A 2,084-nucleotide genomic window follows, 5' to 3' on the forward strand; every position below is an offset into this window, starting at 1 on the left:
GGCCAGCTGCAGCAGCGCGAGGTGACGCAGCACCGGGTCCTGCGCGATCAGCCCCAGCGATTGCTGACGCCGCATCGCGGCGAGCATCCCGCCCTCCGGCTTGGCGGCCGGGCGATCGTCCGGCAGGCCGAAGCCCAGCAGCACCAGACACGGCAGCATCACGACCGCGGCAACCATGAAGGGCACCGCTTCGCCCCAGGGCAGCGTCAGGCCGCCGAGCAACGGCCCGACCAGCCAGCCGATGTAGAGGCTCGCGTTGAGCCACGCGAAGCTGCGCGTGCGCTCGAGCTGCGGATGCCAGTCCGCCAGCAGCGCCCGCACGACGGCGACGTTGCCTTCGGTCAGGCCCGTCGCGAAACGCGAGAGCACGAACAGCGGATAGTCCCGCGACGCGAGCGCGAAGGCGCTCAGGCCGTAACCGACCAGCGTGGCGGTGATGGTGATGCTCAGCACGCGGCGTCGGCCGTAGCGGTCGGACATGGGCCCGATCACCAGGCTGCCGACCAGGATGCCGGCCGGGTTCACCGCCAGCGCCAGGCCCATCAGCAGCTCGGGGCGCAGGCCCAGGAAATGGGTGAAATCGTCGACCGGGCCGCCGACGAAGATCGGCGCCAGGATCGGATACGGCAGCGCGACGCCGGCCGTGCTCATCAAGGCGAGCGCGCAGACGGCCCAGAGCAGCAGGTGCGGATGGCGCAGCGGCGCCGGCGACGCGGCGCTGGCGGAGGTCGCGGACGACCCGGCGGAATCGGTGGAGGACAGCACGGCGCTCATTGTGCGGCCCCTTCACGACGCAGACACAAGGCATAGCCGGGCCAGCCGCGATGACGCCATTCCTCGCGCGCGGCGTCGGCGACCTTGATGCGGTGATCGTTCATCGACGCGTGCAGCGACGGCAGCTCGCGGGTCCAGTCGTCCTCCGTCGCAGACCCCGCATGCACCAGCGCCCAGGCCGGCGCGGGACGCATTTCCGACAGATAGGTGCCCAGCCACGCGCGCCAGACGGTGCGCAAGACCTGGCCCTCGTCGACGTCGATACCGTGCGAGGCGGCGGCTTCCAGCAGCACGCGCACCGCGTGCGTGCCGGTCACCAGGTGCAGCGAGGCGAACTGGTGCCGCGACAGATACGCCGCCAGCGAAGCCTCGGCCAGCGCGTCCAGCGTCAGCGGGGGACGCTCGACGTAGCCGTCGAAGCCCGGCAGCGCCGACGCATGCTGCATCCGCGTCGTGATCAACGTGCCCGGCATCGGCGGCATCGCCAGCGCGGGATCGGCGCGCACGGCGTCGATCACGTCGCGCAGGCTATCCCGGCCCGGCCCCGCCGGCACCGGCGCGACCAGCGGGCTCTTCACGCCGATCGTCGTCTTCAGCGCCGCCTCGAGTTCCCCGCGATGCCCCGACTGCAAGGCGTATGCCAGCCGGATCGCGACATGGAAAGCCTGCGCTTCGGGCGCGGCCAGCACGGTGCGCAGCGCGTCTCCGACGGAGGGCGGCGGCACGCCGTCGTCGTCCGCAGGCTGCGACAGCGGCGTCCAGTGGTCGATGTGGCGCTGCATCGCCTCGGGCGGCGCGTCCAGCCGGGCCAGGGCACCGAGCGCCATCGGCAGATGGTTGAAGAGCGGCAGCGCCTCGGTGCCGTACATCGGGCCGAACTTCACCGACTGGTCGAGCGCCTCGTGCAACCCGGCGGGCCACGGCGGGCCCTTCAGCTCCAGGGCATTGCCGTCCGGGTCGAACAGGTACAGCGACGGGCCTTCGCCATCCGCGCCATATCGCGAGCCGTAGGCGTCGACGGTGACGCCCTTCGCCGTCAGCCAGCGGCGCAGCGCGGGTTCGTCGAGCGTCTCGACGCGCAGGCAGAAGTGATCGACGTTGCGCCCCTCCGCGCCGGGTCCCGCACCGCCCATGCGCCCCAGCTTGCCGTCCAACGGCACGAGGTCGATCAACTGCGCGCCCGCGCGCAACTGCACCAGGCCGATGTCCTCCTGACGCCGCTCGACGCTGCAACCGAGCAGGTCCACGTAGAAATGCAGCGCGGCCGGCAGATCGCGCACACGCAGCACGAGGTGGTCGAGTCCTTGGAT

2 protein-coding genes and 1 pseudogene are annotated in these 2,084 nt (G+C 71.7%); all 3 read right to left on the reverse strand.

The genetic code is table 11. From position 1 onward, the window contains the following. Positions 1–774: MFS transporter (locus tag VF536_RS05270; protein WP_331613756.1), on the reverse strand; the 774-nt coding region annotated here is incomplete at its 3' end. Next, complete coding sequence (locus VF536_RS05275) at positions 771–1,643, reverse strand: questin oxidase family protein (protein ID WP_331613757.1); 873 nt, start codon at positions 1,641–1,643, stop codon at positions 771–773. The genes VF536_RS05275 and VF536_RS05270, both read right to left, overlap by 4 nt. A 42-nt stretch (positions 1,644–1,685) precedes the next feature. Further along, positions 1,686–2,084: pseudogene (locus tag VF536_RS05280) on the reverse strand (VOC family protein); the annotation flags it as partial.

Source organism: Roseateles sp. (assembly GCF_036486225.1).
Lineage (GTDB): Bacteria > Pseudomonadota > Gammaproteobacteria > Burkholderiales > Burkholderiaceae_C > Roseateles.

Coding starts and splice junctions, on each gene's coding strand:
- VF536_RS05275 (WP_331613757.1), bottom strand. CDS start 1,643: ATGTACGGCACCGAGGCGCTGCCGCTCTTCAACCATCTGCCGATGGCG.